General features: G+C 68.4%; 26 protein-coding genes. 12 read left to right on the plus strand and 14 right to left on the minus strand.

Annotation, left to right across the window (positions count from 1 at the left end; all coding sequences use genetic code 11):
- Positions 1–14 precede the first annotated feature (14 nt).
- The 3 genes from MC375_RS05295 to ttcA form a co-directional block, all read right to left on the minus strand.
- Positions 15–803 carry a SprT family zinc-dependent metalloprotease gene (locus MC375_RS05295; protein WP_242102252.1) on the minus strand — a complete coding sequence of 263 codons (789 nt, stop codon included), beginning with the start codon at positions 801–803 and terminating at the stop codon, positions 15–17.
- A 134-nt stretch (positions 804–937) separates the two neighbouring features.
- Positions 938–1,840 (minus strand): recombination-associated protein RdgC, encoded by a 903-nt coding sequence (locus MC375_RS05300; protein WP_242102253.1) that lies wholly within the window; start codon positions 1,838–1,840, stop codon positions 938–940.
- 190 nt (positions 1,841–2,030) lie between these two features.
- Positions 2,031–2,921, minus strand: a complete 891-nt coding sequence (gene ttcA, locus MC375_RS05305) for a tRNA 2-thiocytidine(32) synthetase TtcA (protein ID WP_242102254.1) — start codon at positions 2,919–2,921, stop codon at positions 2,031–2,033.
- A gap of 66 nt (positions 2,922–2,987) precedes the next feature.
- Here ttcA and MC375_RS05310 point away from each other — a divergent pair, with 66 nt between their 5' ends.
- The 4 genes from MC375_RS05310 to MC375_RS05325 are packed head-to-tail and all read left to right on the plus strand — an operon-like array spanning position 2,988 to position 5,198.
- A complete protein-coding gene (locus MC375_RS05310) occupies positions 2,988–3,200 on the plus strand; it encodes a YdcH family protein (RefSeq protein WP_242102255.1) in 213 nt (70 codons plus the stop codon).
- A 38-nt stretch (positions 3,201–3,238) separates the two neighbouring features.
- A complete protein-coding gene (locus MC375_RS05315) occupies positions 3,239–3,853 on the plus strand; it encodes a hypothetical protein (protein ID WP_242102256.1) in 615 nt (204 codons plus the stop codon).
- Entirely contained in the window at positions 3,850–4,494 is a 645-nt protein-coding gene (locus tag MC375_RS05320) for a hypothetical protein (protein WP_242102257.1), read from the plus strand. The genes MC375_RS05315 and MC375_RS05320 overlap by 4 nt, the downstream gene beginning before the upstream one ends.
- The gene (locus MC375_RS05325) at positions 4,491–5,198 is read left to right on the plus strand and encodes a hypothetical protein (protein ID WP_242102258.1); all 708 of its coding nucleotides are present in this window, start codon (positions 4,491–4,493) and stop codon (positions 5,196–5,198) included. The genes MC375_RS05320 and MC375_RS05325 overlap by 4 nt, the downstream gene beginning before the upstream one ends.
- Here MC375_RS05325 and MC375_RS05330 read toward each other — a convergent pair.
- The 5 genes from MC375_RS05330 to MC375_RS05350 all read right to left on the minus strand — a co-directional run bounded on the left by MC375_RS05330 (position 5,146) and on the right by MC375_RS05350 (position 11,448).
- Positions 5,146–6,420 (minus strand): hypothetical protein, encoded by a 1,275-nt coding sequence (locus MC375_RS05330; RefSeq protein WP_242102259.1) that lies wholly within the window; start codon positions 6,418–6,420, stop codon positions 5,146–5,148. The two genes, MC375_RS05325 and MC375_RS05330, sit on opposite strands and share 53 nt — an antisense overlap.
- An 88-nt stretch (positions 6,421–6,508) precedes the next feature.
- On the minus strand, positions 6,509–9,226 hold the full coding sequence (gene plsB / locus MC375_RS05335) for a glycerol-3-phosphate 1-O-acyltransferase PlsB (protein WP_242102260.1): 2,718 nt from the start codon (positions 9,224–9,226) through the stop codon (positions 6,509–6,511).
- 153 nt (positions 9,227–9,379) lie between these two features.
- Positions 9,380–10,231 (minus strand): hypothetical protein, encoded by an 852-nt coding sequence (locus tag MC375_RS05340; protein ID WP_242102261.1) that lies wholly within the window; start codon positions 10,229–10,231, stop codon positions 9,380–9,382.
- Positions 10,232–10,353: 122 nt separating this feature from the next.
- A complete protein-coding gene (locus MC375_RS05345) occupies positions 10,354–11,031 on the minus strand; it encodes a hypothetical protein (RefSeq protein WP_242102262.1) in 678 nt (225 codons plus the stop codon).
- A gap of 105 nt (positions 11,032–11,136) precedes the next feature.
- Positions 11,137–11,448, minus strand: a complete 312-nt coding sequence (locus tag MC375_RS05350) for a hypothetical protein (protein WP_242102263.1) — start codon at positions 11,446–11,448, stop codon at positions 11,137–11,139.
- Positions 11,449–11,646: 198 nt separating this feature from the next.
- Here MC375_RS05350 and sctU point away from each other — a divergent pair, with 198 nt between their 5' ends.
- The gene (sctU, locus tag MC375_RS05355; protein ID WP_242102264.1) at positions 11,647–12,717 is read left to right on the plus strand and encodes a type III secretion system export apparatus subunit SctU; all 1,071 of its coding nucleotides are present in this window, start codon (positions 11,647–11,649) and stop codon (positions 12,715–12,717) included.
- A 13-nt stretch (positions 12,718–12,730) separates the two neighbouring features.
- Here the strand turns inward: sctU and sctT are convergent, their stop codons facing one another.
- From sctT to MC375_RS17690, 6 genes are read right to left on the minus strand one after another with little or no spacing between them, the layout of a single operon-like run.
- Positions 12,731–13,513 (minus strand): type III secretion system export apparatus subunit SctT, encoded by a 783-nt coding sequence (sctT, locus tag MC375_RS05360; protein WP_242102265.1) that lies wholly within the window; start codon positions 13,511–13,513, stop codon positions 12,731–12,733.
- Between the two features lie 10 nt (positions 13,514–13,523).
- The gene (gene sctS / locus MC375_RS05365) at positions 13,524–13,790 is read right to left on the minus strand and encodes a type III secretion system export apparatus subunit SctS (protein WP_242102266.1); all 267 of its coding nucleotides are present in this window, start codon (positions 13,788–13,790) and stop codon (positions 13,524–13,526) included.
- 10 nt (positions 13,791–13,800) lie between these two features.
- A complete protein-coding gene (locus tag MC375_RS17685; protein ID WP_277929288.1) occupies positions 13,801–14,850 on the minus strand; it encodes an EscR/YscR/HrcR family type III secretion system export apparatus protein in 1,050 nt (349 codons plus the stop codon).
- A 9-nt stretch (positions 14,851–14,859) separates the two neighbouring features.
- Entirely contained in the window at positions 14,860–15,951 is a 1,092-nt protein-coding gene (sctQ, locus tag MC375_RS05380) for a type III secretion system cytoplasmic ring protein SctQ (protein WP_242102267.1), read from the minus strand.
- Positions 15,944–16,537 carry a response regulator gene (locus MC375_RS05385; RefSeq protein WP_242102268.1) on the minus strand — a complete coding sequence of 198 codons (594 nt, stop codon included), beginning with the start codon at positions 16,535–16,537 and terminating at the stop codon, positions 15,944–15,946. The genes sctQ and MC375_RS05385 overlap by 8 nt, the downstream gene beginning before the upstream one ends.
- Positions 16,538–16,540: 3 nt before the next feature.
- Positions 16,541–17,605 (minus strand): ATP-binding protein, encoded by a 1,065-nt coding sequence (locus tag MC375_RS17690; RefSeq protein WP_277929289.1) that lies wholly within the window; start codon positions 17,603–17,605, stop codon positions 16,541–16,543.
- Between the two features lie 78 nt (positions 17,606–17,683).
- Between MC375_RS17690 and MC375_RS05395 the strand changes: the two genes are divergently transcribed.
- The 7 genes from MC375_RS05395 to MC375_RS05425 all read left to right on the plus strand — a co-directional run bounded on the left by MC375_RS05395 (position 17,684) and on the right by MC375_RS05425 (position 24,219).
- Positions 17,684–18,160 (plus strand): flagellar biosynthetic protein FliO, encoded by a 477-nt coding sequence (locus tag MC375_RS05395; RefSeq protein ID WP_242102269.1) that lies wholly within the window; start codon positions 17,684–17,686, stop codon positions 18,158–18,160.
- 235 nt (positions 18,161–18,395) lie between these two features.
- A complete protein-coding gene (sctV, locus tag MC375_RS05400) occupies positions 18,396–20,444 on the plus strand; it encodes a type III secretion system export apparatus subunit SctV (protein WP_242102270.1) in 2,049 nt (682 codons plus the stop codon).
- Positions 20,445–20,484: 40 nt separating this feature from the next.
- Positions 20,485–21,735, plus strand: a complete 1,251-nt coding sequence (sctD, locus tag MC375_RS05405) for a type III secretion system inner membrane ring subunit SctD (protein ID WP_242102271.1) — start codon at positions 20,485–20,487, stop codon at positions 21,733–21,735.
- A 140-nt stretch (positions 21,736–21,875) separates the two neighbouring features.
- Complete coding sequence (locus tag MC375_RS05410; protein WP_242102272.1) at positions 21,876–22,211, plus strand: hypothetical protein; 336 nt, start codon at positions 21,876–21,878, stop codon at positions 22,209–22,211.
- 99 nt (positions 22,212–22,310) lie between these two features.
- Positions 22,311–22,727 (plus strand): hypothetical protein, encoded by a 417-nt coding sequence (locus MC375_RS05415; protein ID WP_242102273.1) that lies wholly within the window; start codon positions 22,311–22,313, stop codon positions 22,725–22,727.
- Between the two features lie 40 nt (positions 22,728–22,767).
- Complete coding sequence (sctJ, locus tag MC375_RS05420; RefSeq protein WP_242102274.1) at positions 22,768–23,577, plus strand: type III secretion inner membrane ring lipoprotein SctJ; 810 nt, start codon at positions 22,768–22,770, stop codon at positions 23,575–23,577.
- A 12-nt stretch (positions 23,578–23,589) separates the two neighbouring features.
- Complete coding sequence (locus tag MC375_RS05425; RefSeq protein ID WP_242102275.1) at positions 23,590–24,219, plus strand: hypothetical protein; 630 nt, start codon at positions 23,590–23,592, stop codon at positions 24,217–24,219.
- The last annotated feature ends 91 nt before the right edge of the window (positions 24,220–24,310 follow it).

Raw genomic sequence — 24,310 nt, forward strand, 5'->3', positions numbered from 1 at the left:
CGCAACTGCGCCGGTCAGCCGACCAGGACTCGCAGCATCGCCTTGAGACGCCGGCCTTCCGCGTGGAAGTAATCCCGTTCGTCGCGCCACGCGGGGAACCGCGCTTCCACCTCGCGCCAGAACGCACGCGAATGGTCGGCGCGGATCAGATGGCACAGCTCGTGCACCAGCACGTATTCGAACGCCGATGGCCGCGCCAGCACCAGCGACAGGTCCAGTGCGAGGGTCGCATCCGGTGCCAGCGAGCCCCATTGCGAAGAGGTGCGCTTGAATACGATCCGCGCAGGTGGCCGCGGTAGCGCGGCCAGGTACTGGGGCATCCAGCGGCCGAGCGCGGCCCGCCCCTGCGCCTCGTAGAAGTCGCGCAGCGCACGCGCGCTCGCGGCGGCGCTGGCGCGGACCGGGGTTTCGAACCACGCACCGGACTCGTCCACTCCCGCACGATGCACCCGGCCTTCGGTCCAGCGCAGCGGCAACATCGCGCCGTGCAGCGGCAGCACGGCGGTGATGCCCGGCGCCAGCGGTTCGATCCCGGGTTGCGTGAATCCGGCGAACTGCGCGGTCAGCCAGCTGCGATGTTCGTACAGGAAGCGCTCGCCCGACACCAGGCTGGCCCGCCACGGCAGGGTCAGGCGCGCGCCGCGTTCGTCCACCGAAAGCTTCAGCCGTTTCGCACGTGGATCGCGCACCCGCAATACGTCGATGCGGCGACCGTCCTCGAGCACGAACGGAACCGCTTCGCGCAAAAGCTGCGGCTTGACGGCGACGGATTTGGGCGCGAACAGACGAAGCATGCGTGACATGGCACTCAGTGTAGGAGCGCCGCTTCAGCGCGACCAGCATTAGCTGCGGATGGGCGTCGCCGATCGCCGCGCGGACGAGGTTGCAATGAAATCGAATGGCACCGCGCACATCGGGCACGGCGGCCCGACCGGTATCATTCGGCCTTGCTGAGCCTGAGCGCGGGTTCGAGTACCTCGAACAGGCGCTTGAGTTCAGCCGACATCAGGGCGAAGCGCGCATCGAGTTCGGCACGCACGTCCTCGCGTTCGCCCGATTCGAGCTGATCGACCGCACCGTCGAGAAACTTCAGCTTGCGCACGACCAGGTCCTCGCCGAGCACGAACGAGAGGTGGTCGTCCAGGGTCAGGGCAAGGCGCGCGACCTGCTTGCCCGACTCCAGGTGCTTGGCGATCTCGTCGCCCTGCAGTTCCTGGCGCTGGCACTTGACCACCGCGCCGCCGTCGGCCGCATCGCGCAATTCGCATTCGTCGCCCAGCGACAACCCGCCCGGCAGCGGATCGCCGGCGATCCAGCCGGTCAGCACCGCGCGCGGCGCGACCTCCGCATTTAGCGGCAGCGCCGGAAAGCTGCCCAGCGCGTTGCGGATCTCGCTGACCACGGCTTCGGCGGCCTTGCGCGAGGACGCGTCCACGATGCATAGGCCGTGTTCGAGGTCGAGCATGGCGTCGGTCCGGGTGGGGCGCACGAAAGCGCGCGGCAGCAGCTCGTGCACCAGGTCCTCCTTGAGCCGCTTGCGCGCGCGGCTGCCGAGCCTGCGGCCCTCCTTCTCCTCGAGCTCGGCCAGCTTCTTCTGCAGCAGGTCGTTGACCACCGCCGCCGGCAGCAGCTTGTCCTCGCCGCCGACGGTGAGCCAGATGGCGTCGCCGATCCGATGCGAGAGGGCTTCGGCGTCGCGTCCGAATGGCGAGACGAACCCGCGCGAGAACAGCTCCAGACCGCCTACCGGCTTGAGCACGTGCTCGGCCAGCCGGGTGTCGAGGTCGGCGAAGTCCAGCGAGCCGGGAAAACGGAACAGGGTGAGGTTGCGAAAGAACATGGAGCTCCGGGGGAATCCGTGATTGTGGGTGTGGTTGCGATATTCGGATCGGTTGCGGCGATCAGGACGACGCTGCGTGCAGCGCGGGCAGCAAGCCAGGCGTGGTTGAGCGGTGCAGCCCGAAACGGGCGCAGTGCCTAGGAGTTCCTGCTTGCGCAGGAAGGAAGAGAGCTGGGGACATGCTGGAGGTTCAGTCTTCCGTGCTGTCCTGCGGCGCGCCGGCCAGCCAGGCGTGTGCATCCGGCGGCGGGGTATCGCCGCGCCTGCCCAGGATGCGGAAGTCGAACAGCTTCGGATCGCTCAGCTGCGAGGGGCGGATGTCGCCCAGCGCGCGCGCCATGTTCTCGATCCGTCCGGGCGTGTCGCGCTCCCATTGCTCGAGCATGCGCTTGACCTGCTTGCGCTGCAGGTTCTCCTGCGAGCCGCACAGGTTGCACGGGATGATCGGGAAGCGCCTGGCCTGCGCATACGCCTCGATATCGCTTTCGCGCACGTAGGCCAGCGGCCGGATCACGACATGCTTGCCGTCGTCCGAGAGCAGCTTGGGCGGCATGCCGCTGAGCTTGGCGTGGAAGAACAGGTTGAGGAAGAAGGTGTTGACCAGATCGTCGCGATGGTGGCCCAGTGCGATCTTGGTGAAGCCTTCCGCTTCCGCGTACGCGTACAGCGCGCCGCGCCGCAGCCGCGAACACAGCGAACACAGGGTCTTGCCCTCGGGCACGACCCGGGTCACCACCGAATAGGTGTCCTGTTCGAGGATCCGGTAATCCACGCCGATCGATTCGAGGTACTGCGGCAGCACGTGTTCGGGAAACTCCGGCTGCTTCTGGTCCAGGTTCACCGCGGTGATCGAGAACGCGACCGGCGCCTTGCGCTGCAGCTGCAGCAGGATGTCGAGCATCGTGTAGCTGTCCTTGCCGCCGGACAGGCAGACCATGACCTTGTCGCCGTCCTCGATCATGCCGAAATCGGCGATCGCGCGGCCGACCTGGTGGCGCAGGCGCTTGGCGAGCTTGTCGGCTTCGCGCTTGTCGCGCTGGGCAAGCGGTGCGGGTTCGGCGAGGGGCAGGACGGCGTGCATTGGCCGACTAGTTTAACGGCCGCGCCGGATGCGGCGCAGGGCGCCTGGCCGCGTTAAAGTCGCCAGATGCACAGCGACCCCGCCGAGCAGTCACGCATCAGCCAACGCCTGGTCGAGCTCAAGCTCGAACACCGCGACCTGGATGTGGCGATCGCGCGGCTGCAGGCCGGCATCGAGGCCGATGACCTGGCGGTGAAGCGGCTGAAGAAGCGCAAGCTGCAGCTGAAGGATGCGATCGCGCGGCTGGAGAGTGCGCTCATCCCCGACCTGGATGCTTGATTGGCAGACCCGAGCGCGGGCTGTGTATGCTCCGCCGCATGTCGTCGCCCGATAAGGATATCGCCGGGACCCTGCGCCACCCCTGGGTGCGTGCATTGATCGTCGTCGCGATGCTTGCGCTGCTGGCGACGGCGGCACTGGGCGGCTTCCGCAAGGCGGAGTCGCACAAGGACTGGCCCGTGTTCGGTGCCGGCCAGCAGGCCGGGAGCGGCGCGCTGCTGATCACGCCGCTATGCGCCTGGACCACGGCGCAAAAGCCAGGCAGACAGAGCCCGGATGCGGACAAGCGTTACCTGGTGCTGCGGGTACGTGCGGAAAACCTCACCGAACGCGATGGGTCGCGCTACCTCGGCCAGGATGTGGTCTGGCTGCCGGATGGACGCACGGGCGAACAGCGGGCCGGTTCGAGCCAGCGCGCCGACGACCACAGCTACTTCGTGCAGCTGCAACCGCGCCTGCCGGGCACCGTCGACCTGGTGTGGGAGCTGCCCGGAGCGGCGGCGCCCAGGCAACCGGTCACCTGGGGCGTGTACAGGCGCAGATTCGAGCCGCGGACCTATCTGTCTGGCGAGGCGATGTGGGTGCAGGACGGGCCGGCCGCGAAACTGGTGCTGCAGGCCCGCGGGTCGTGCACCGCGGCGGGGCAGGCATGAACACTAGCGCCGCCAACGCGAGCGGAACCGGGCAGGGACGCCGCCTGCCGGTGCGCTGGTCCCTGGTGATCGCGACGGTCGCGGTGCTGGCGGCGATCGTCCTGCTGCGCAAGGCCGAGCCAGGCTACGAGCAGAAGATCGCGCCGATCCCGGTGCAGGGCCATGTCGGGGTCAGGGTGGTGGCGCGCAATTTCGCGGTCACCGTGAAACGGGTCAAGCTTGCACGCGGCTACCAGGTGGCGCCGGGGTTGTTCGAGACCGCCCCGCGCATCCTGAAGCCGGACGGGATCTGGATGTCGGCGCTGATGGAAGTCGAGGCCCTGTCCGCCCCGGGCACCATCAACGCGCAGCTGCGCACGCGCGACGGACTGCTCTATGTCGCCAGTGGGCCGGACCGCCCGGACATCGACGAATTCAACCTGAGCCAGAAGCAGCTGGCCACGGCACTGCCGGCGAGTGGCGCCTATTTCTTCGATGTACCCCCCGACCGCCTGGAAGGCGCGCGCCTGCAGTTCCACTGGGGCGCAGTCGGTGGCTATCCGGAAGGCATGGACCATCTGGTCGACATCGACCTGGGGCTGGATGCCGCCGCGGCACGCAAGCTGCAGGCGGAAGCCCAGCCGGTGATCGACCTGCGATGAACGCGCCGCCGATCCAGGGCCCCGGCGCTCCCGTCGCCGGCTGGGCGCGACGCAACCGCTGGTGGCTGGCGGGCGCGGTGGTCATGGGCATGCTTGCCTTCGTGCTGCCCTACCGCAGCGCCCAGCACGAGTGGGGACGTCGCGGCTACAGCCATCCGGTCGAGGCTCGCGCGCAAGGCTGGACCAACTACCATGGCTCGCGCTGGCGCCTGGTGGAGGTCCTGCGGGACGACGCGGTCGGCAAGGTCGCCGGCGGCTATGTGCATGCCGACGCCTCGTTGCTGCTGCTGGTGTACGAGGTCATTCCCGGCAAGGGCGTGGATGCCGGGACGCTCGACCGGTGCCGGGGACGCCTGAGCGACGCCCGTGGCCGGGTCTGGGGCGGCCCGCCCTGGGGCGTGGACGTCGCGTTCCCCGGCGACGGCTCGATCGCCTGGAAAACCAAGAGCCGGGTCGCCAGGGCGCTTGGACTGGAAACCGGCTGCGGCTCGCGTGCCGGCGCCGATGTCCTGCCGGTCAAGGCGCGGCCGACCCGTCCGTTCCGGTTCTTCCACATGTTCCTGGTCCCACGCCAACTGGCTGCGCAGGGTCTGTACGGCGAGATCGTCGTCGACCCTTACCGGACCACGCCTCCGGGCAGCTACGTGCGCTTCAAGCTCGGCGCGTCGCGCCCGTTGCCGCAAGGCGCGACATCGCGCAACTGAAGGTCGCTGCCAGCAGCACCACCCGCAACAGTTCCGTGAACAGGCCCGCACGCAGCGCCAGCGGCGTGCTGAACAGCAACGCGAACGGCTGGTAGAGCACCTCCTGTTCCGGTTTGCTGTGCGCGCCCACCAGCTTCACTACCCCGAACCAGGCCACGGCATCGACGAACGCGAGCAACTGCCAGCACAGGCACAGGGTCAGCAGCGCCGGCAGCCCGGCGCGCAGCACCAGCCGCAGGCTGTTGACCAGCGGCACGCCCTTGCTGCTCCATCCGGCGCTCATCTTGTCGGCGAGCAGGTGCCAGGCGAACGACAGCCGCCGGTAGCGATGCACGGCATAACGCAGACGGGCGTCGGCGCGATCCAGCCGCTGCCGGCGGCGCAAATCCAGGCCGTAGATCAGCGCGGTGATCGCCAGCCAGACCAGCGGCATGGCCACCGCACCTGCTGCGGTTGAAATCAGATCCCAGACTGGATCCACCGCGCGCTTGAGCGGCTCCAGCGAGACCAGCCCGACGAACGGGTTCTGCCACCACGCCGCCACCGCCACGTACACCGCACGCGCGTGCCACCAGTCGAGGACCCAGGCCATCGCGCTGCTGATCGCGGCGACCCCGACGAAGACCCAGTAGGCCTCGCACAAGGTGGTGACGACGGACCACGCGCCATGTCCGGTGGCCGCCATCCGGCGTTTGGCGATTTCCCTCACCGCCCATGCCACCAGCAGGGCCAACCACAATCCTTTCAGGCTCAGGATGTCGTTCAGATTCTCGCGGTTCTCGAACGACACGCTCAGCGAATACGAGATCCGGAAGTCGCGCTTGATGCCATCCAGCAGCCCCCAGCCCGCGTAGTAGGCGAAGAACGGCAGCAGCGCCACCGCCAGCGCCGTCAGCCAGGGTTCGATCGGGCGTACGGAAGCGGCGCTCGGCGCGGGCAGCGACAACGATGGCCGCAGCGCCAGGAACATGCCGATGGTGGCGACCAGCTGGGTCACGATCAGCAATGCGATCGCCGCGTACGACAGCAGCGCGCTGCGCTCGGCCAGACGGATCGCGAGGTCCATCAGCAGGCCGTAGGCCACACGCTGGGCGAAGAACCAGAACAGCAGTGCCGGCCAGTGCCGCCACAGCAACATCGCCGCGAGCTTCGGAATCTCGAGCCAGACCGGTTCCGGCGCGGGTCGCGTGGAATCGGCGGCGATCGTTTGAATGGCGGACACGTGCTCTTCCTTGGGCATCGGCGGGCGCGTACGCGCTCGAGGTTAGCGCAGCGCGCCCTTGCGCGACCGCGGCGGCGCGGTGGCCGGCTTATTCGGGTAGCGCGCCGGGTTCGGGCTCGCGGCGCGCCAGTTCGGGGCTCACTTTTTCGATCGTGTGCCGGAGCTCGCGGCCCAGGATCACCTTGGCATCCTTGGCCAGCGTATCCAGGCGCTGGTCGAACACCAGCTTGCTGTCCTCGTTGGGCCATACCAGCCGCAGTTCGCGCAGCTTCTGGATGAAGCCGCGGAACAGCGCCTTGTCGAAGAACTCCGGCGCGGCCTCGGCGTAGAGCAGGCTCAGACGCTGCGCGGCCAGCTGGCACAGGCTTTCCAGCTCGCCGGCGCCGAGCGTGCCGGGGCCATTCTTGGCCAGCACCGAAATGGCGATGTAATAGCGCTCGAACGCCTGCTGCAACGGATGGCCCAGCCCGCGCAGACGGAAGACCTCGTCGCTCTGTCCGGCGTTGCGGCCGAGGATGCCGCCATCGTCATGGCTGACTTCTTCCAGCAGGCCTTCGCGCACGAACACCTGGATCGTGCGTTCGATCCGATCGGCGAAACCATCCTCGTCCCAGGGCAGGAACAGCTCGGCGTGCAGGAACGGATAGAGATTGCGGCCCAGGCGCTGCAGGGTGTGGCGCGACATCCGCCGGTTGTGCAGGAAGCAGCAGGCGATCCAGGCCGACGCCGTGAACAGGTGCAGCACGTTGTTGCGGAAATAGCTCAGTAGCACTGCGTTGTCGTCGTCGACGCTGAGTACGTCGCCGAGCGGATGCGGGGTGCGCTGCAGCACCGCGATTTCCTCACCATGGGCAACGATCTGCTCCGGCGTGTGCGGGGTGACGGTGACGCGTCCGGAATAGGGCACTTCCTGGAGCAGGGTCTTGGACAGCGCGATTTGCGCGAGCAGGTCGGCCTCGCCCATCGCATGCTTGGGCGTGGACAGCAGGGCCAGGGCGAGCAGATTGATCGGATTGACGTCCGCGGCCCGGTTGACGTTGACCTGGATCTTCTGCGCCAGCGCGTCGATGGTGTTGGACAGCCACTGCGGGCGGTCGTCGTCGGCGACCGGCTGGCCGTCCCATTTGGGTGCCAGCTCGGCCAGCACCTCGCCCAGCGGGATGGCTTCGCCGAAATTCACCACCACTTGGCCGTAGTTCCGGCGCAGTACCCGGGGTATGCCGGCGAGCAGCTGCCAGATCGATTCCTTCTGCTTGGGTTTGCCGGTGAGCTCGTCGGAGTAGCTGTCGCCTTCCATCAGCTTTTCGTAGCCGATGTACACCGGCTGGAACAGCACCGGTCGCGTGGGCTGGCGCAGGAATGCACGCACGGTCATCGCCAGCATGCCGCCCTTGGGCTGCAGCAGGCGGCCAGTGCGCGAGCGCCCGCCTTCGATGAAATATTCCAGCGAATAGCCGCCGGCGACCAGCTGGGCGACGTATTCGGCCAGCACGGTGGAGTACAGCGCGCTGCCGCGGATCGAGCGGCGGATGTAGAAGGCGCCGCCGCGGCGCAGGAAGCTGCCGAGCACCGGCAGGTCGAGATTGATCCCGGCCACGATATGCGGCGGCACGATGCCCTTGGTGTAAAGCAGATAGCTCAGCAGCAGGTAATCCATGTGGCTGCGGTGGCTGGGCACGTAGACGATTTCATTGCCCGGCGCGATCGCCTTGAGCTCGTCCAGGTGGTGCACCAGCACGCCGCGGTAGATGCGGTTCCAAACGCTGGTCAGCAGGAAGCTGGCCGAGCGCACCACCGGATGCGAATAGTCGGCGGCGATCTCGTAGGCCATCGCATGCGCCTTGCGCCAGGCGGCTTCGGGCTTGGAGTTGTCGCGGCGCGCCTGGTCGGCGATGGCGTCCTTGACCGACTGCGACGCGAGCACCTTGTCGATCAGCAGCCGCCGGGTGGACAGGTCCGGCCCGATCACCGCCTCGCGGATGCGGTGGAAGTGGGTGCGCAGCACGCGCGATAGCTTGCGTACGGTGCGCTCGGGATCCAGGCCTTCGTCGATGATGTCGCGCAGCCCCACCGGCGGGGCGAACCGGACCAGGGTGTCGCGCCCGTTGAGCAGGATCGCCAGCAGCCGGCGGAAGCGCCCGACGATCGCCCAGTTTTCCGAGAACAGCACCGAGAACCAGCCCGAACTCTTGTCCGGCGCGCGGCCGACGAAGATCGATACCGGCACCAGTTGCACATCCAGGGCCGGATCGGCGCGGTGCGCTTCCAGCAGCCGCGCGAGCGACTCCGAATGCGATTTGTTGCCGCCTGCCGGTTCCCCGGTCAGGGTGCGCGCCATCAGCTGGGCGATGGTCTGGTTGCGCCGCGACAGGGCGACATAGGCGCGCTTGCGCGCCAGCGGATCGCCGGGCAGCGGCCGCAGCGGCGAGGGCAGGCCGGCCTCGCGGCAGGCGCGGTCCAGGATCAGGGCGTTGGACAGCCCGTAATCCTCCAGTACATAGCAGACCGGACGGTGGTTGACGTATTCGCTCGGCGCGGGCGGTTCGATCTTCAGCGTGAGCCAGGGAGAGATCAGGCCACCCAGCAGCCGGGCCCACCACGGCCGGCGCCCGCGCAAGGCGGCCACCTGCGGCGGCACCGGCACAGCCTCCGCCGGTTCGCGTTCATCCGGCGGGGTCATCGCATCGCCCAGGGTCATGTCCGGCGGCGGCGCGAAGCGCGGTTCTTCGGCCGACGGCCCCGAGGGGGCGGAGCCGAACAGGCCGGGCTGGTCGGGGAGCTGGGGGCGGTTGGGCATCGGCGGCATTATGCCGCGCCGCCTGAGAACCCTCGGCGGCCGCTGCAACGCGCGGGGCCGCTCATCGAAGAGCAATTAGCTCCGCGTGGTTCTCGCGGTCGTGCAATGGCAGCGAGGCGCTTGTGCTTCGCTGCGCGCGCGCAACCGGCGCGCCGCATGGCTTCAACGCGCCGCCACCGCCTGGCGCGCGTGCCGCAGGTAGTCGCTGAGGTACCAGCGATCGCCGATGCGCTCGACCTCGACCACCGCTTCCACCGGGCTGCCGCCCAGGGTGTAGCGCATCCGCACCTTTGCCTGGGTGCCGCGGCTTTCGACCACCTCCGCCTGCAGCGCGGCCAGGCTGTCGTTAAGCGCCAGTCCGTAGCCGGCCAGGACCTGCTTGAGCGTGCGCAGGAACCCGGACAGCCGGCGCAGGCTGCCCTCCATGCCCGTGCGGGCGAAATCAGCTTCCGAGCGCAGGCCGGTCGCGCGCGCGGCAGCGGCGAGTAGCGGAATCGCAGCCCGGGCGCGGACCGGATCCGCCAGCGGCGCGGAGGCGCCCCATCGGCTGAGCGCCTGCACGAATTGCAGGTAATGCGCGCGTTCGCCGGCGCTGAAATCGCTGCCCTGGCGCACGTACTGGGCGCCGAACAGACCCAAAGTGGTGGCGGCTGCCTTGAGCGCAGTGGTTTCGCCGGCGAACTGGCGGTCGAAGACCCGCTGCAGCCGGGCCTCCGCCTTCGGCTCGGCCAGCGCGCCCAGCAGTCGCGGCAGGCGCTCGTCGAAGGGCAGCTCGTCCAGCGGCCAGCGGGTCTGACCCCGGCGCCAGGCTGCCTCGAGCTGCCGGTGCAGCGCAGGCGGCACCGCGTCCCGGGCAAATGCAGCCAGATCGTTGTCGTGCAGGTGCCGGGTCAGCAACAGCACGGCCTGGGCCGGCTCGCGCGCGCCGGCAGCCGGCGCGGGCCCGGCGCCCGATTCCCGCCGACAGCCGCACAGCACCGCGACCGCCAGCCACAGCAGCCAGAACCATCGCATGCCTGTCCTCCCCTGAGGTCGGCTGCATCTTGTGCGCAGCGCGCGGGCCCGGCAAGGGCGGGACCGCTGTTCTCCGCGCGCAGACGCCGGTTCGTGGCGACCGCGGCGGCGAGCCGCCCGGATCAGAGGTCGCGCACCAGCCAGCCCGACGGATGGTCCGGCGCGGCCGCTACGGCGGCGGCCTGGGCGACCTGTTCGGGCGACTTCCCGGCCCGCCACGCCGCGGCGATCGCCGCCAGGCTATCGCGCGTGACCCGGGTATAGGCGCCTTCGAGCTCGTTGACCGCGTCAGCGGCCAGCTTCTGCGGGTACAGGAGCCGGGCCTCGTCGCTGTGGTTGAACAGCTCGATCAGCCTGGTCAGCGTGTCGCGGTAGCTGTCCGCGCCCAGCACGATCCGCTGGGTGCGCTGCAGGTGCCAGACGGTCAGGTACTCGACCGGTCCCAGCAGCCGGCGCGGAGTGGCGCCGAAGAACTGGCCGGAGAGGGTGTTGAAGTCCAGGGTGCCGGTCTCGGGCAGGCGGGTGGCCCCCCAGGAACTCAAGGCCCCGCCGGGCATGTCCATCCGCCGCAATGCGGCACCGAAAGTGCCCGCGACCAGGGCCTTGGCCGCGTCGTCGTCGCTTTCGGCGACCACCGTCAACAGACGCAGGAACAGCGGATAGCGCTCTTCGCCCAGGCGCCGCGCCAGCCGCCGGAGCACGGTCAGCCGATATTCGTCGTCGTCGTGCGCGGCCAGGGTGGCGACCAGCCGCGCGGCGGCGGTGCGCAGGGCTTCGGGACTGGGGGCGGCATTGGTCATGGCATCGCCGGGCCGATGCGGCAAGAAAGGGGCGGACGACAGGCTAGCTCACGCGGGGCGGCGTACGGGAATGTTGCCGCTGGCGGGTGGCAGGGGACCGACGGCTCAGGCCAGCGGCGCGACCATGCTGTCGACGCCGGCGTCGAGATCCTGGCCGCGGTCGCTGCCGGCCAGCTGGAAATCGCCGGTGGCGAGCAGCCGCGGGCCGGGCTCGTCCCAGGCGGGCGCGTTGAGTGCCAGTTCGCCGTCGTCGACCGCAGGCGACCGCAGCGCTTCCTCGAGCCCGACGTCCGCGACGGCAGGCGCCTGTACGCCACCCTCGAGCTGGGTCTGGCGGCCTTCCAGCCCCTGCCGGTCGAGCGCGGCGAGCGCGTCGAGGTTGGCGAGATTCGGGTTGAGGCGGGTATCGACGGACATGCGCGGACGGCGTGAGTGCCAGACAGGCTGGAGGGAGACGACGCCGACTCTAGCGCCGCGCGCATGGGTCCACCACCTCGGGCCAACCCTAGGTCGGCGTGCCCATTCATGCGGGCCATTCACGCAGGTAAGGGCGACGCCAGCCTCGCGCGGTCGCATGCTAGCCTCGGGCGGGAACGGAGCAAGAGGCACCAGGTCATGGCGTCGAAGGACCAGGGCGCGGACAAGACCGAAAGACCTACCCCCAAACGCATCCGCGATGCGCGCAAGGAAGGCAACGTCAGCAAGAGTCGCGAACTGACCGCGACCGTGCTCACGCTCGGCTGGTTGGTCGGTGGCTGGCTGCTGATGGGCTTCATGTACTCCCGCCTCCAGGAGCTGTTCGACCAGAGCCTCAAGGCGATGCAGCTGCCGTTCCGGCAGGCGCTGCTGGAGACCTCCGCGATCGCCTTCCAGACCCTGCTCTGGCTCAGCCTTCCACTGCTGGGCCTGGCCGTGTTCCTGGGCCTGATCGTGGAATTCCTCCAGGTCGGTCCGATCGCGACCATGAAGAAGCTCACCCCCGACCTGGACAAGCTCAATCCGGTCGAAGGCATCAAGAAGATGTTCTCGCTCGACAACCTGGTCGAACTGGTCAAGTCGATCCTCAAGAGCGTCGCCCTGATCGGGATCGGCTGGTACGTGCTGTTGAAGATGATGCCCGACCTGCTGCTGCTGCCCTATGGCGCGCCTGCGCAGATGGGCAGCGCGATCTGGCACGCGCTCACCCGCATCACCCTGTGGACCATCGTGGTGTTCTTCTTCGTGTCGGCGCTGGACGTGTGGTACCAGAAGTTCTCCTACACCAAGCAGCTGCGCATGAGCCGGCGCGACATCCGGCAGGAAGTGAAGGAGAACGAAGGCGATCCCTACATCAAGTCGCGCCGCCGCCAGCTGCACCAGGAATGGGCCCAGCAGAACATGCTCAGCGCGGTGCGCGGCTCGAGCGTGGTGGTGACCAACCCCACCCACATCGCGGTGGCGCTGCAGTACGAACTCGGCGTCACCGACCTGCCGGTGGTGGTGGCCAAGGGCGAGGGCGACCTGGCCGAGCAGATCAAGCGCGCCGCCGAGGAAGCCGGCGTGCCGATCCTGCAGAACATCCCGCTGGCGCGCGGCCTCAACGAGAAGGTCGGGTTAGACGACTACGTCGACAGCGAGTTCTTCGACGCCGTGGCCGAGGTGCTGTACTGGGCCGAGAGCGTACGCCGCGAGCGCATCGACGGCTGATCGCGCCGCGGCGTCAGGAGAATGCTTTCTGCATGAGCTGCAGCAGGCCGCGATTGGTGTCGAGGCGATCGAGCAGGATCTCCGCGTAAACGCCGAGCAGCAGCAGGATCACGCCGGTCGCGATCCAGGCCTTGATCGGCAGGGTCAGCGCGAACACGTTGAGCTGCGGCGCATAGCGATTCACCAGTCCGAACGACAGGTCGACGATCAGCAGCAGCACCATCGCCGGCGCGGCCATGACCAGGACCGCGGTCATCATGTAGCTGAAATGGCCGACGAACAGCGCCATGCCCTGCGCATGCAGGGTCGGCCACCACTGGGTCACCGGCCACAGCGAGTAGCTCGACAGCAGCAGGTCCAGGAACACCAGGAACGCGCCGCTGGCCATGAACAGCCACATCGCGGCGCGCGAGAGGAAATCGCCGTGCACCGAGGTCTGGTGGCCCTGGATCGGGTCGAACACCGCGGCCATGCCCAGTCCGACCTGGGTATCGAGCACATTGCCGACCGCGCCGATCGCCCAGAACACGATGCCGAAACAGAATCCGATCGAGATGCCGATGAACAGTTCCTTCAGCACCACCGGCACCCATTGCAGCGCGTTGAGCGCATCGACCGGGATTCCGGCCATCGAGATCGGCAGCGCGACGATTGCCAGGCTCACCATGAAGCTGTTGCGCACCATCGCCGGCACGGTTTCGGCGGTCAGCAACGGCAGCATCAGGAACGCGCCGGCGATCCGGGGCAGGGTCAGCCCCAGCGCCATCATCACGTCGCCGACGGTGTCGAACGGCATCAGCGCGCGCCTATCGCCGGATCAGGCCGGGGAATTCGACGAAGATCTTGTCGGCGTAGGTGTACAACGTTCCGCCGATCAGCGCGCCGGTGACGAACAGGGTGATCACGATCACCGTGAACTTGATCGCATAGGCGAACGTCTGCTCCTGCAGCTGGGTCGCGGCCTGCAGGAAGGCGACCGCCAGTCCCACCAGCGCGGCGGCCGCGATCGGCGGCCCCGACAGGATTAGGGTCAGCATCAGCGCCTGCTTGGTGAGTTCGAGTACGGTTTCCATGCGCCAGCCCTCAGGTTCCGTACGTCAGCACCAGGCCGTGCACCAGCTTGGCCCAGCCGTCGATCAGCACGAACAACAGCAGCTTGAACGGCAGCGACACCGTGGTCGGCGACATCATCATCATGCCCAGCGCCAGCAGGATGTTGGACACCACCAGGTCGATGATCAGGAACGGCAGATAGATCAAAAAGCCGATCTGGAACGCGGCCGTCAGCTCGCTCACGGTGAATGCGGGCACGACCACGATGAAGTCGTTGACCGTGATCTCGCCGCGCGAGGCCGGCGGCAGCAGGCGCTGCGCGCTGCGCAGGAAGAACGCGCGCTCGGCATCGCTGGAATGCTGGATCAGGAACTTGCGCAGCGGCTCCTTGCCGGCTTCGACCATGGCCATCAGCCGGTTCATGTCGAACTTGCCGCCGCCGGTGAGCGAGAGCTGGCTGATCGGCGTGGTGCGCGCCGGCACCATTACCGTGGTGCGTGCGGCGGTGGATCCGGGCACCGGAGCCGGCGATGCCGTCACCGGTGTCGCGTCGGGCGAGCCCTGCACGTTCGCGAACAGCGGTCCACGCGCGGTCGGCGCGGCGGGTGCAGCCGGGGCAGCGCCCTGTGCGGCGGCTTCGGCCGCCTGTGCGTCGGCCGCCGCTGGCGAGGCAGGCGCCGGATCGTCGGGCGCACGCGTGGGCGAGGGTGGCGGGCCGGGCGGTTGCTGCGACGTTCCGGTCGCAGGCGCCGGCTGTGCCGCCACCGCTGCGCCCGCGCCCGCTGCCGGCAGCGTGGCGCCCTGGGTTCCGGAGGCCGAGGTCGTTACCGGCGGCAGACCGTTCACCGCCGCGGTGGTGTCCAGGATCACCGGATACATCACGTAGATCGACAGCACGATCGCCAGGCCGTTGATCACCACGTTCGGCGGCACCTGCTGCAGGCCCAGCGCGTTGCGCAGCAGGCTCAGCACGACCACGATCTTGGTGAACGAGGTCACCATCACTGCCACGAACGGCGCCAGCGCGAGCGCGACGACGGTGACGAGAACCAGGGCGGGCGAGAAGTTGCTGAAGTCCATGTCGGGTTCTCAGCTCCAGGAAACCAGGCGCACGCCCAGGGTGTCGCCCACCGCGACCAGTTCGCCGCGTCCGCTGGCCCGCCCGTTGGCACGGATGGTGACGTTGGCGCCTTCGACGAAGGCCGGCAGCGGGAACACATAGCCCGGTTGCAGGCCCGCCAGTTCGCCGACCGTCAGTTCCAGTCGGCCGAGCTCGAACTCCACCAGCACCGGCAGGCTGCGGGTCGCTGCGTCACCGGCATCCTGCGGGGTGGCGCCGTCGGCGGCTGCGTCATCGTGTTCGGTCATGGCGGATCTCTCCAGCAAAGTGGGTAGGGTCTGCATCGGGCCAGTGACCCGGCAGCCATCGTGGTTGGAGGCCAGCGGCCAGCGGCGCCCGTTGGTGTCTGCGTATAGCGGCGGCGGCTGCGTGCGGCTGCCCAGCACGATCACGTCGCCCGGGCGCAGACCGGTCCAATCGGCCGCAGTCAGGCGCGGCCCGGGGCAGGTCACCGAGACGGGGGCGGGCAGGTCGCGCCAAAGCGCGAGCGGAGGCTGCGGGTTGTCCGGATCGAGCGGCTCGGCGCGCCCAAGCAACCGGGTCAGCCATGCCACCGGCACGAGCAGTTCGCCGGCCTGGTAATGGGCGGTTGCGCCCGCTTCGGGTTCGTACATGTCTTCGATGCTGAAGCTCAGCCACACCGCATCGTCGCTGGCAGTCAGCGGCGCCTGCTCGGTCAGCTCGGCCACCGGGAGCAAAGGTGCCCCAAGGGCTTCGCTCAGCTGCACCAGGGTCTGCTCGTGTGTGAGACTCCAGGCGAGCAGGCGCGAACGCCCGCTGTAGTCGCTCCATTGGGGCGATGTGCCGGTGCTGGCCTGGCTGCGGTCCAGACGCACCGCCAGGCGCGTGCCGTCTGCGTCGAGTTCGAACACCCCGCCCGCGCCGCCGGGCCTGCGCAGCGGTGCCAGTGCCAGCATCCGCTCGCTCTGCAGCGGCCAGCACATCTGGCTGGCGAACAGCTGGCGTAGCGCCTCCGCCTGGGACCCACGCAGCGAGGGAATGCGTCCGCGCAGGGAAGCGCCCGCAGGCGCGGCGACGGCGCCAGAGCGCTGCTTACCCATTCAAGGCCACCTTCATCAGCTCGGGAACCGAGCGCACCCCCAGCTTGTGCATCATGTTGGCGCGGTGCAGTTCCACCGTCTTGATGCTGATGCCGAGGATGTCGGCGATGATCTTGTTCGGCTTGCTCGCCACCACCAGGTCGAGCACCTGCTTCTCGCGTGGACTCAGCTTGGCCAGCAGCGCCGCACCGCCACTGCCGCCGTTGCGCGCGTTCGCCAGTGCGACCTCGACCGCTTCGGTCAGCGCCTCGTCACTGAAGGGCTTTTCGAGGAAGTTGGAAGCGCCCTTGCGCATGGCCTCCACGGCCAGCGGAACGTCCCCGTGCGCGGTCACGAACACCAGTGGAATCCGGATCCCGCGCCGGAGCAGTTCTTCCTGCAGCTGCAACCCGCTCATCTGTGGCATGCGGATGTCGGAAACCAGGCAGTGTTCGCCCTCATGGCGCGCCGCGGAATACGCGTCCAGGAATTCGGACCCGGATGGGAACGGGCGGACCGCATAGCCAGCGGTTTCCAGCAGCCAAGCGGTGGAATCGCGAAAACCATCGTTGTCGTCCACCAGAAACACGGTTGCTTTTTCGGCCATGGCTCATGCCCTCCCTTGCGCCAGCGGCAGCGTGAACCCGAACACGCTGCCGCCGCCATCGCGTGGCTCGAAAAACAGGCGGCCTTCGTGATATTCGATGATCGAACGGCAGATCGCCAGTCCGATGCCCAGGCCATCGCTCTTGGTGGTGAAGAATGGCGAGAATACCTGCCCCTGCTGTTCCGGACTCAATCCGGCACCGCGATCGAGCACGCGCAGTTCCACTTCGCCATCGAGGGTGCGCCGCCCCTCGATGCGCAGCGCGCGCTTGGTCGCGGGGATCTCGCGCATCGCTTCGATCGCGTTCTTGACCAGGTTCAGCAACACCTGTTCCACCATCACCTTGTCGGCGTACACCGCCGGCAGGCCTGCTGCCAGCGCGACCTCGATGCGCAGTTGCAGGCGCTCGGCTTCCAGGCGCAACAGTTCGACCACGGTCGCGACGATCGCGGCGATGTCCTGCGCGTCGCGTCGCGGTTCGCGCGCGCGCACGAATTCGCGCACCCGCGAAATCACCGCCGCGGCGTGCTCGGCCTGGGTGCGCGCCGCGCCCAGCGCGCGCGCCACCTGCGCCGGCCCGCCGGCCTGGTCGACCAGGCGCAGGCTGCCGTTGAGGTAATTCATGATCGCCGCCAACGGCTGGTTGAGTTCGTGGGCCAGGGTCGCGGCCATCTCGCCCACGGACATCATCCGCGAGGTGAACAACAGCTTCTCCTGCTGGTGGGTGCGCGAATCCAGCGCCTCGATCCGCTCGCTGATGTCGGTGGCGGTCAACACGTCGGCGTCCGCTGTCCGACCCCAGTGCAGGCTGTACCAGCGCCCGTTGCGGGGGGAGCGCACCTCGCTGGAGGCCACCGGATCGGCTGCGGGCAGCGCCGCCAGCAGGGCGGCGCGATCGGCATAGGGCAGGCCGTCGAACTCGGCCTGGAAGCGGGCGTTGGCGGCGAGCAGCGCGCCGGTGGCGGTGGCGTAGGCGGCGGTGGCCGAGGGCAGCGCCTCGAGCAGCCCGGTCAGCGCATCGGACCCGGTGCGGGCCGTCGCTGCATCGGTGGGCCGGGTTGCCGGCATCAGCGCCCGCCTGCCGGTCGTCTGCCGACCATGCGCCGGCTGTTAACGTGGCACCGCCTCCGTTCCCCAGACCCGGTCATGTCGAAGCCCCCCTTCTCCGCCATTGCATTGTTCATTGGTTCTGTGACCGCGCCAGTCGCCGCCCAGACACAATCCACCGTCGCGGAACCCGTGTCCTTTGTCGGCGAACTGGTATCGATCGTGGTGCCATTGGCGTTCATCATCCTTGTATTGATCACGGTCTTGCATCTAGCCCGGCGCCGTTACGGGATCAGCGGTCAGGACGCGCCGCTGTCGGTGGTGCAGGTCCTGGCGCTGGGCCCGCGTGAGCGGATCGTACTGGTCAGGACCCGCACCGGCCGGGTGTTTGCCGTCGGCGTCGGCGCCCAGTCCGTCACCCTATTGACCGACCTGGACCCTGCCGAGCTGACCCCGAAGAGCCCGCCCGAAAGCGATCCGGATGCAGCCACCGCCCGGCCAAAGGTGTTCGGCCGCTCGTTAATCCCCCGTGACCTGTTCGGCAGCCAGCGTCGGGGACCAGGGGCGCCACCCTGACGCTGTCACAAACTTTTTGCGTCGCACCAACACCATCTTCACCGTTGCCATGGTTGGCTTTTGTATCGTAATTTGCCACTTTGTGACGCATGAGGTCAGGGGGCCGTGCCACAATCCACGCCAGTTTGGGGTACCGACCCCTCCGCAGTTTCACTGGCTCCCTGCCTTAACCCGTTGAATCCGTTCGCTGGCGCTGCCCCGATGGGCGGTGCTTCCGCCCGCCGAGGTCGCCTGGATGCGTGAATTGATCGGCTCGCTGCTCGCGCCCCCGACGGGCGCCGCCCCGCGCCCGCGGGTGGGCTACAACGACATCGTCCTGGCGGTGGGCGCGGTGCTGATCATCGGCGTGATGATCCTGCCGCTGCCAATGGTGGTGCTCGACGCCCTGGTGGCGATGAACATCGCGATTGGCTTCGGCCTGCTGATGCTGTCGATCTACATCCCCACGCCGGTGGCGTTCTCCAGTTTCCCCAGCGTGCTCCTGCTGACCACGCTGTTCCGGCTCTCGATCTCGATCGCGATCACCCGCTCGATCCTGCTCCACGCCGAAGCTGGGCATATCGTCGAGACCTTCGGCAAGATGGTTGCCGGCGGCAACCTGGTGGTCGGCCTGGTGGTGTTCCTGATCATCACCGTGGTCCAGTTCATCGTCATCGCCAAGGGCGCCGAGCGCGTGGCCGAGGTCGCGGCGCGCTTCACCCTCGACGCGATGCCCGGCAAGCAGCTGTCGATCGACTCGGACCTGCGCGCCAACCTGATCGACAAGGACGAGGCGCGGCGCAAGCGCCGGCTGCTGGAAACCGAGAGCCAGCTGCACGGCAGCCTGGACGGTGCGATGAAGTTCGTGAAGGGCGACGCCATCGCCGGCATCGTGATCATCCTGGTCAACCTGCTCGGCGGCCTGGCGATCGGCGTGCTGCAGAAGGACATGTCGCCGGCGGATGCGACCCATACCTACAGCATCCTGACCATCGGCGACGGCCTGGTGTCGCAGATTCCGGCGATCCTCAGCACCATCGCCGCCGGCCTGGTGGTCACGCGCACCACCGGCGAGATCGACGACCGCCATCTGGGCGATGCGATCGGGCGACAGATCTCCGGCCAGCCCCGGGTGGTGCTGATCGTCGGCATCCTGGCGGTGCTGCTGGCCTTCGTGCGCGGCTTCCCGACCATGGTGTTCCTGGTGCTCGGCGGCGGCCTGCTGACCCTGGCCGCCTGGCGTTATCGACATCAGTTCGATTCGCTGCGCAGGGTGTTCCGGGTCAGTGCCGCGGAAATGACCGAAGCGCACAAGCCCGTCGATGCCGACGACCTTGCGCCGCCGGCGCCGCTGCGCCTGGAGCTTTCCCCGGCGCTGGCCGCAGCGCTTGGCGAAGTTCCACTGCAGGCGCGGATCAAGGACGTGGTCACCGCCCTGCGCGAGGAATACGGCGTGCCGGTGGCCCTGCCGGTCACCAAGATCGTGTCCGGACTGGCGGACGACGAGTACCGCCTGACCGCGTTCGGTGCGCGCATCGCCTCCGGGCGCCTGCGCACCGATGCGCAGCTACGCCCCGCGCGCGTGACCGCCGCGGGCAACAAGCTGCCCGGATTCTTCCCGCCGCTGACCGGCGACTGGGTGGCCGAAGCCGGCCCGGACACGCTGGATGCGGGCGAGACCCTGGCCGCGCACACGCGCGCCGCATTGCAGCGCAGGCTCGGCAGCTTCATCGGCATCCAGGAAACCGCCAACCTGTTCGGACGCATGCAGCGCGACTATCCGGACCTGGTCAAGGAGATGCTGCGCGTGGTGGCGCCGCAGCGCGTCGCGGACGTATTGCGACGGCTCGCGGAGGAAGGCATCCCGGTGCGCAACCTGCGCGACGCGTTCGAGGCGATCACCGACGTCGGCGGGCGCGAGAAGGACGTAGTCCTGCTCACCGAATATGTGCGCGTGGCGCTCAAGCGCGAGATCGCCGACCGCTATGCCGATGCCGAGCGCAGCCTGCACGTGCTGCTCATCCATCCGGAACTGGAGGACAAGCTGCGCCAGTCGGTACGCGTGGCCGGCGGCGCCAGCCAGCTGGCGATCGCGCCCGAACTCGCCGCGCGGCTCAGCGCCGAAGTGCGTTCGCACCTGGCGCGCCAGCCCGAAGGCGTGCACCCGGTGCTGCTGTGTTCGCTCGACGTGCGCCGCCACCTGCGCAAGCTGCTGGAAGTGGATTTCTTCGACCTGCCGGTGCTGTCCTACCAGGAACTCGCGCCGGACCTGCGCATCGTCCAGGCGGGGCAGATCAATGCTTGAACACGAGAACGCGAGCGCGCCTTCCGGAGACTCGAGCCACATGAATGCTCCGCATGCGAACCCAGCCGGACCAGCCGCGCCCAAGGTGCTGCGCATCGTCGCCGGGCTGCACGCCGGCGCGAGCCGCAGCCTGGGCGAGCAGGAAATGCTGGTCGTCGGCAGCGGCGACGATTGCGACATCGTGCTCGCCGATACCGGCGTGGCCGCACACCACGCGCTGATCACCCTGGTCGGCGGCAGCTTCACCCTGCGCGCACTCGACGCGCCGGTCCGGATCGAAGGCAAACCCCTGCACCCGGGGGATCCGGCTGAAATCCGCCCAATGCAGCGCATCGATCTGGGCGAAGCCGCGATCGCCTTTGGCGGCAACGACGAAGCCGCGTGGGATGCGCTGTTCCCCGCCATCGCCGATCCCGCACGTAAGCAACGCGCACGCCCGTTCCTGCGCCGGCTGCCGATGATCGCAGCGGTCGCGGTGCTGGCGCTGGCGGCGGTGGCGGTCATCGCGTCCCTGCTTCCGCGCAGCAACGATCAGGTCGACGTGCAGGCGTATCTGCAGGCGCTGATTCCGCAGTACCAGATCTCGCAGGCCAGGGTCGGAAGCGACGTCAACGGTGTCCCGGTGCTGTCGGGCACCGTCGACAGCGACGCGGCGCGCAGCCGGGTCCAGCAGCAGCTGCGCGACGCGGGCATCAACGCCAGCCTCGCGCTGCGCACTGGCGAAGACTTGGCGCGCGACGTGCGCGAGGTGTTCCGCATGGCGGGCATCGCCGTCGGCACGCGTTACATCGGCGAGAACACCGTGCAGATCGAAGGCACGGTCGACCAGGCGCAGTTCGAGAAAGTGCTCGCATCGCGCGCGCTGGCCGACGTCGGCGTCAAGGTGGTGCCCGGGGAACAGCTGGCCGCCGCCTCGCCCGATGGCAAGGCCGACGATGAAAAGGCCGCGGTCGCAGCGCTCCCGCCGGTTGACATCGTCGCGGTCGTGCGCGGACGCGAACCATACGTGGTCGATGCCAACGGCGAGCAATATCCCGATGGCACGGTGATCCCGGGCCACGGCAAGCTGATTGGCATCGGCAGCAAGATCTATGTGGAAGGCCCGGGCGGCGAGATCAAGCAGATCCGGCCGATCACGGCTGCCGAACTGGCCGCGCGCGCGGCGGCTTCGGATTTCAGCAATGTCGTCGGCAGTCCGGATGCGACATCGAACATGAATACGGACGCGCCGCAACAGGCGGTTAACAGATCGCAGGAGAAGATCCCTGCACCGGTCTCGAGCAAGCAGTAGTACGCCGCTTCAGCATGAGCGGTTTCATTCGCAACTTTCTTGTAGTAAGCAACGAGTAAGACTAGCGGTAAGACGGACGCGGTAAGGTGCCAACACGGCGGCGGTAGCCGCCTCACTAATCCAGGAAAGGAGTAGGGGTCATGAGCAATGTCAACAACGACGGCGTGCTGAGCTACATCGGTGCGGTGGGCGCCGGTAGCACCATGAATTCGGGTTCGTCGCGCTCGGGATCGTCCTCGGGCAGCAGCAACAGCTGGTTCGAAGCCATGTCGCGCGCCTGGGGTTCGCGTCTCGACGCACAGGCCTCGCGCATCACCGAGTTGTCCGATGCGATCGGATCGAGCGGCAACGACCAGCCTTCCAACATGGTCGCGCTCACCGCCGAAAGCCTGCGCATGCAGTTCCTGTCGCAGAACGCAGCCACCTCGCAGAACTCCGTCGCCCAGGCGCTCGAATCCCTGAGCAAGCGCCAGTAAGGACAGGAACCGGGTGCCTGCCTCGCGCCGCTGTCGTGGCGCGTCGCAGGCCAGGGTGACCCACGCCGGCGCAGCCGCGCTGGTACAAGGAGTTAGGTCATGATCGAAGCCATTACCGCCGCGGGGCTCGAACCCGCGCAGGCAGCCACCACCTCGTCCGCGGCCAGTTCGCCGCAGGCCTCGCACAACGACATCCGCGATTTCGCTGCTGCGATGGAGCGCAATGGCGCGGTGCAGGCCAATGCGCCAACCGAAGCCGGGGCGATCCAGGCTGCGCAGAAGCCGTCGGAAGGAATGCGCAATGTGCTCGCCGCGTTCGACCGCCTCAATGGCGGCGCCGACGGGATCCGCGCGCTGGCCGACAAGCTGGCCGCGAACCCGGCCGATGCATCGCCGAGTCAGATCATCCAGATGACCATGCAGTGCCATCAGTTCATGTTCCAGTGCGAACTGACCTCGAACGTGGCCAACCGCACGTCCGATGGCATCCAGCAGCTGTTCCGTCAGCAATCCTGACGGCGGCCGCGGCATTGATGGGATCAGGGGAGAAGTTCGCATGCGAGGGTTGAAGGATCGACGCGCGGCAACACCAACGTGGTGGCGCGCAGCGCTGTCCGGTGCGCTGGTGTGCTTGTTGTTGGCCGCCTGCGGCCGCACCGCGCTGTACAGCAATCTGGACGAGCAGCAGGCCAACGAACTGATGGCGGCCCTGCTCGGCGCCGGCATCGGTGCGGAGAAGAGCCAGACCTCGCTGCAGTCCGGCACCGGCTGGGAGATTCGAGTCGGCCAGGGCGACTTCCCCAGGGCCATGCAGGTGCTCGCCGCGCACCGCCTGCCGCGCGAACGCTACGTGTCGATGTGCGAAACCTTCAAGAAGGAAGGTTTCGCTTCGTCGGCGATCGAGGAACGCGCGCGCTACCAGTGCAGCCTGCAACAGGAAATCGCGCGCACCCTGTCGGGAATCCCGGGCGTCGCCGAAGCGCGCGTGCATATCGCGTTGCCGGAACGCGACCCGCTGGGTAACGAAACCAACGATTCCTCGGCGGCGGTCACCATCTACGAGCAGCCCGGCGCCAATGTGCGCGACCGCGAGACCGACATCAAGGTCACGGTCAAGGACAGCGTCGAAGGCCTGGACGACCCCAACAAGGTCACGGTGAAGTTCTACACGCTCGGCGGTCCGCAGGCCTCGCGTGCGCCGGCGGATGCGCGCATGTCCGTCGCCGGCTTCAGTCCGCTGGCGATCGGCATCGCCGCCGGGGTGGTCGCGGTGCTCACGCTGGTACTCGCCCTGTTCGGACGGATGCGTTCGCGCACGGCGGCTGCCGCCGCGCAAGCCGCCAGCGGACGGGTCTGGAACGGATAGGGTCGCCTTGCGGTGTCGTTGCCGACTGTTCTTGCCGAGATCGACCCCGGCTGGTTTGGCGCGGGCACCGATGACGCCGTCGACCCGGGACTGATTGCGCGTGCGCGTGCAAGCGCACTGGGTGAACGGATATTGGGTCGCTGGCTGGCGTCGGGTCCTGGGGCGGCCTTGCTGGCCCCCACCCCACAACGCGAGATCGGCCGGGTGTCGGTGCGTTGGCCGCGCGGGCGCCTGGGTCCGTTCCTGCGCGACCTGGGGGTGCTGGCGATGGCGCCGGTGATCCGCGCCGAAGTCGGGCGCGATGCGGTGCGCCGCCTCAAGCAGGCGCTGGGCAACAGCTATCTGCTGGCGCTGGACCGCACGGTGTGGGATGGCCGTGCTCCGCTCGACGCCGTCACGGCCATGGGCGGACGATTGAAGACCGCGCTCTCCGGCGATGCGGCGGGTCACGCGCTGTTGTACGCGCTGTTCGACCGGCAGGGCCGCAGCGAGCTGTGGGCCTGGGCGCAGGACAACGATCGCGCCCTGGGCGAGTGGGCTGCCCTGCTGCACCCGCGCGAGGACCGGCTTGCCGTGGTCCTGCCGCCTGCGCAGGTGCAGATGCTGCACGACCACCATCTCAAGCGCGAAGCCAGCGCGTGAAATCTCCCGACACAGGCAGCCGCATGCCCGAGCCCAGCGCCCCCGCTGTCCCGCCTGCATCCGCTTCCGCCCGTAACATGGGCGGAGTCGC

It is taken from the genome of Lysobacter sp. M2-1 (assembly GCF_022662495.1).
Lineage (GTDB): Bacteria > Pseudomonadota > Gammaproteobacteria > Xanthomonadales > Xanthomonadaceae > JAKPBU01.